Here is a 5,461-nt window from a genome sequence, read left to right on the forward strand (position 1 = left end):
AGTCAATACAACTATTTATTAAATTTATTGTTTTTGTATTGACAGAATGTTATAATTCTAATATAATTTATAAGCTTGTAAATTATATTAGAATTATAACGGAGGTTATTTTATGTTTTGTGAGAAATGCGGCAACGAATTAAACAATAATTCAAACATATGCCCTAACTGTGGTAATCCGACTAACTCCTATGATGCAGCTACCCTAGAAAGCGACACCAACTACGAAAATGATAAAGCAGTTTCTAAAAAGTCAGGTTTTAAAAAACCTTTATTTTTAGCAGGTGTTATAGTGCTTATTGCAGCAACTGCATTCACTGTACTTGCCACTACTACTAATATATTCAAAACCCCGAAACAGATTTATTTAGATATTGAAAGGAGAAACTTACAACAACTTGTTGAAAACTCAAAAGAAAACGGATCTTTTATCCATGATATAAAAACACTGTCTGAAAACACTCATAAAACAGAAAGAGAGTTGTCTCTAAATTTAGATTTAGATGCTTTAGATCCAAGTTTATCTTCAATCACTGGATTTTTAAATAATTCGAAGCTTATTATCGATAGCAAGGCAAATCCTGACAAAAATCAGGCACTTATTAACACAGATATTATAGTTAACAACGCCAAACTTTTTGACTTTATCGCAGCTTTTGAAAATGATACATTAGCTCTTTCAGCTCCTGTGCTTTTTGATGAATATGTTGTTGCAGACTTTAATCAAATGGAAAACATTTTAAAAAATTTAGGTTTTTCCAGTGAAGCAGAAGACTTTGAAGCTATAGCTGAAATGATAACTCCTAATGATTTATTAAATTTTGATGAAAAAAAATTAGGAAGTATTATGAGAAATTATGGCAAAGTAATAAGGGATTCAATTAAAGACGAACAGGTTACTATAGAAAAAAATGTTGACTTTAAAGTTGGTGAATTTAATTTAAACTGTGACAAACTGACCATTGAATTTGAAAAAGCAGACATACAGCGTATAGTAATAAACCTTATCGATGCAATCGCAGAAGATGATGAACTATATGAAATTCTTAAAGAAAATGCTACAAATGTTCTAGAACTTTTTGAAGCTTCTGATTACTATTCTGATTCAAATGAACTTGACGAAATAAAATCTGAATTTTCACAGGAAAATTTCAAAGAGACATTAGAAGAAATAAAAGACAACGTAAATGAAGCTTTTAAAAATCTAGTACTTCCTGAAGGTGTAGTCATGAATGTGTTTGCAAACAGAAATAAAATGGTTGGAAGAACAATTGAGACAAAGATATCAACTGCTAACTCAGACGAAACAGTAAGTTTAAACCTAGATTACTCAGGTGTAACAGAGTACAATGATAAAAACATTAAAGACTTAGAAATAAAACTAAGTTTCAACAATTCCGATGATATAGACGGATTAGCTTTTAACTATTCCTCAGATGGTGACATTGACAATGAAACAGAGACAGGAAACAGAAACTTTAGTATATCCATTAATACAGGAGGATTTTCATCAAAAGTATTTAAACTAGACACCGACTACAACATTGTTTCCGACTCTAGATCAGATTCTGTCAAAAGTTCTAATGACTATACTGTAAGCATTGGTGTTCCTATGATGTTTTCAATAGACGCTAGTGGCAACCTGACAACAAACAATTGGGAAAACGACAAAGAAAAACAGTTTGGACGAGATATAGATTTTAGTTTTGGAGTGGATGTTCCAGCTAGTATGTTCACAGAAGAAATGTCTCTTGGTGGAGGCTTTAGTTCTAAAACTAAAAACACTCTTGATGTAGACTTTGAATTTCCTTCATTTGACTCTGATAATTCAATTGACCTTGCTAATGCAAGTGAAGATGAAATCAATAAATTTATTATGGAAATAGAAATGTCATTTATGAATTTTATAGAAGAAAACCAAGACCTTATAAATATATTTCAACCATTTTAAATATATTTAAACAAAGGTGATAAAAGCTTTAGTCACATCTAATTTGAATTTTAAAACTAAAGAAAGAACTGGCTTACGACAAAAAAGCCAGTTCTTTTTATCTTATTCTAAGACTCCGCCTGAAGCCTCAAAGTTTAGCTTTATCTAAACGAGTTCACCCACTGCAGAACATCTATTACAATAAGCCTTTTACTTTAGTAAAATCAATTTAATTTGACAGTGCTTTTAACCTAGGATAGGAAATAAAAAGAAGCACAGCAGATACTGGTATAAGAAGCCCTGAATACTTAAGCCACTCTAAACTATTACTGTCCATAGATATTTCTTTTAAAGCGCTAAGAGTAATTCCTTGAGGAGTAAAAAGTGAAACCATCTCAAATGTCTCTGATAAAAGAGATATATCTACAAAACAGCTACCTGCAAAACTTGTAAGCAGTACAAAGACAGGTGTAAATGCATTGAGCTGCATTGATGTTTTAAATACAGATGCTAAAAGCATTGTTATTGACGAAGCAGTAATAATAAAAATAATAAGAGCAATAAATATAACTTTATCATTAAACACAATTGTTCCAAAAAGAACACTTATTAATATAAAAATAATAGCTTGAAATATACCTGAGATTACAAGACAAGAAAATGATGCCCAAAAGGACGTACTAAAACCATTCTTTACAGTTTTAAGTCTTTTTAAGGTTCCATTTTCTCTCTCTTCTATTATCCACCCGCTTCCAAACATTAGAAAAAACATTATGAACATAAGAAGTCCGCCGTATACCATATATTTTTGAGAATCAATCAATTTATTTGATTTTTCAAAATTATCAGGACTATTTATAATCTTATATTCAACCTGCATTAATGGAGTTTCCTCTGTAAGCTGATTATAGTATTCATCTATCCTATCAGACAACCCCTCTGCATCCGCATTTAACTCTTCAAACCTTTCTGTTATAAGTGCATGTGATAATATTCTCGAATTTATTACTGATATATCAGAAGCTATAATTTCTGATAAAAAAGCTCCTGCAAATGAAGACGGAAGAGTAATAATCTCAACTGTAGAACTTACATCTAAATTATAAAGATCTTCTTCAAAGCCTTCTTTTAATACAAATACAGCCTCTGCCTCCCCAGCTTCTAGCATTATCTTACCCTTTTCAATGGATGTTTCAAGCACTTCTAATCCTTCACTTGATTTCAGCCTCTGGTATAACTCTATAGACAGCTGAGTATTGTCTTTATCTACAAACGCAGTTGTTATAAGTGAGTCATCTGTGCCCTTTGCTGTATAACCATAAATTCCACCTATCAAAACAGGAAAGATTATTATTATGGAAGTAAAATATATATTTTTAAATATCAATTTCATATATGTGAATACACATAGAAAAAACCGTCTCATGATTTACCCTGCCTTTTTAAATTTATAAATTATAGTTGAAAACACTACAAAAAACATTCCAATTATAATTAAAGATGTTATCTCCTGAGAAATATCAGGATGTCTATTGCCTGAAAACACCTTCATAAAACCTTCCTGAATCCATCTGTTTATTGTAAATGTACTTGCAGATCGTATAATATTGGGCATTTTTGCAATAGGATAAATGCTTCCACCTATTAAAGCCATAAATAAAATTCCCATACTGCTTATAACCTCAAACTGTCGTTGGTTGTTTGATATAACTGAAACAAATAAAGACCAACATGAAACAGCAAAAATTCCAGAAAGAAAAATTGCCAAAGTTATAAAAAATCCAGCTCCCCAATAGTTGTTAAAAACCTTTGATGTTATAAAAAATATCAAACTCATTTGAAATACAGAAACAAATAAAGAAACAATAAGCTTTGATGCTAATACCCTGCTCCCTCCTAGATTAGTCGTCTCCCTTCTCGATGCTATACCTGATGTTCTTTCTACTAAAAGAAGCTTTGATACCGGCACAGCTGAAAAAAGCAGAAAAAGGGCAAGAAGAGAAGCTGTATAGTGTTCTGTAGCTGTTAAGTTGTCTTGGGGATATGTTCTTATTTCTGAAACAACATTACTTCTGTCAAGAGAACTCATTACTATATCTTCTGAAAGAGCATTAAACTCTTGATTCAGCTCATCTCTGGCTATTCCTGTTTCATTTACAAATTTACTGTATGAGTAGAGCACAGCCTGACCTGATGACACAATATTTGATGCACCTGTTACAAGGGTTCTTATAATTATAGCCTGCTGTTCTCTTTTTGCATTCCCTAAGATGGTAATGCTTTTGTTTTCTCCTGAAACAACACTAGAAATAAATCCTTCAGGAACTATAACTGCTGCTGCAATTTTATTCTCATCAATTAAAGTAACTGCATCTTCTTCCGACACCCTGTTAATTTCTGCAATAAGATCAATATCCGAAAGTTGATTTATTAAAATTCTTGACTCTATGGTATCATCTCTATCTACAACACCTATTGAAATAGGCTGTACAACAGTTTCTTCATTTAAAATTGGATATATTGCATATGAAAAATATACTATCAATAACACAGGCATTGCAAATATTATAATAAGCATTTTCCAATCAGACAATACCAATTTTATATCATTGAGCAAAACATTGATAAAAATTTTCATCCAACAACCCCGCTTTTATCTAAATCTAACAAGCAACCTTCTATAATCAAGAGCTCTGCTATACTCAAGACAAAACTCCACCTAATTCTTAATATTTAACTTTATCTAAACCACTTCACTTTACCGCTACTCTTTTACGAAAAAAATATCTTCCAAGGAATCTTTACCATATTTTTTTAATATATCATTCAATTCTCCATAAGCTTTCACACTGCCATTTTCCAAAAGAACAATCCGATCACATAGTTTTTCAACCTCATCTGTACTATGACTTGAAAAAACAATAGCCTGCCCTTCTGATTTTAATTTTAGCATCTTATCCATTATTTTTCTTTTAGAAATAATATCTACTCCTACTAATGGCTCATCCATAATTAATAATTGTGGGTTGTGAAGTATTCCCAATGCAATATTAAGTCTTCTTTTCATTCCACCTGAATATGTATCAACCCTTCTTTTTATAACATCTTGAAGATCCATCTCAGAAATAACATTTTTCACTACTTTATTTTTTTCCTTTCCAAAAAATCCATAAATACCAGCCCAAAAGTTTAAATTATCACGCCCACTTAAGGATGAATAGAGTGCAAGTTCTTGAGGTACATACCCAATAATTTTTTTTACATATTGCTTGTTTTTTGTTATACTCTCTCCGTCCACAATAATGTCTCCATCCTGAGGCTTTGATATAGTTGCTAAAATAGAAAAAAATGTTGATTTCCCAGCACCATTAGGACCTACAATGCCTAGTATTTCACCTCTTTTTATTTCAAAGCTTACTCCTTTTACTGCCTCTACATTTCCATAATTCTTTTTTAAATTATCTACTTTTACAATGGTTTCTAAAGCCATATATTAAACTCCTTTGACTATACCTGTCTACTCTATCCTTT

At 31.3% G+C, this 5,461-nt stretch carries 4 protein-coding genes; 1 reads left to right on the top strand and 3 read right to left on the bottom strand.

Features of this window, described 5'->3' with window-relative positions:
- The first annotated feature begins 112 nt into the window (after window positions 1-112).
- Entirely contained in the window at window positions 113-1,951 is a 1,839-nt protein-coding gene (locus RBH29_RS16965) for a zinc ribbon domain-containing protein (RefSeq protein ID WP_306698191.1), read from the top strand.
- A gap of 208 nt (window positions 1,952-2,159) precedes the next feature.
- Here the strand turns inward: RBH29_RS16965 and RBH29_RS16970 are convergent, their stop codons facing one another.
- From RBH29_RS16970 to RBH29_RS16980, 3 genes are all read right to left on the bottom strand, one after another.
- Window positions 2,160-3,323, bottom strand: a complete 1,164-nt coding sequence (locus RBH29_RS16970; protein ID WP_306698192.1) for an ABC transporter permease — start codon at window positions 3,321-3,323, stop codon at window positions 2,160-2,162.
- Between the two features lie 36 nt (window positions 3,324-3,359).
- A complete protein-coding gene (locus tag RBH29_RS16975; RefSeq protein WP_306698193.1) occupies window positions 3,360-4,568 on the bottom strand; it encodes an ABC transporter permease in 1,209 nt (402 codons plus the stop codon).
- Between the two features lie 126 nt (window positions 4,569-4,694).
- Entirely contained in the window at window positions 4,695-5,420 is a 726-nt protein-coding gene (locus RBH29_RS16980) for an ABC transporter ATP-binding protein (protein WP_306698194.1), read from the bottom strand.
- Between the last annotated feature and the right edge of the window lie 41 nt (window positions 5,421-5,461).

The sequence above is a fragment of the Herbivorax alkaliphila genome (assembly GCF_030848475.1).
In the GTDB taxonomy this organism is placed as follows: domain Bacteria; phylum Bacillota; class Clostridia; order Acetivibrionales; family Acetivibrionaceae; genus Herbivorax.

What these genes read in the sequence shown, in the direction of transcription:
- RBH29_RS16965 (WP_306698191.1), top strand. Translation starts at nt 113, where the DNA reads ATGTTTTGTGAGAAATGCGGCAACGAATTAAACAATAATTCAAACATA.
- RBH29_RS16970 (WP_306698192.1), bottom strand. Translation starts at nt 3,323, where the DNA reads ATGAAATTGATATTTAAAAATATATATTTTACTTCCATAATAATAATC.
- RBH29_RS16975 (WP_306698193.1), bottom strand. Translation starts at nt 4,568, where the DNA reads ATGAAAATTTTTATCAATGTTTTGCTCAATGATATAAAATTGGTATTG.
- RBH29_RS16980 (WP_306698194.1), bottom strand. Translation starts at nt 5,420, where the DNA reads ATGGCTTTAGAAACCATTGTAAAAGTAGATAATTTAAAAAAGAATTAT.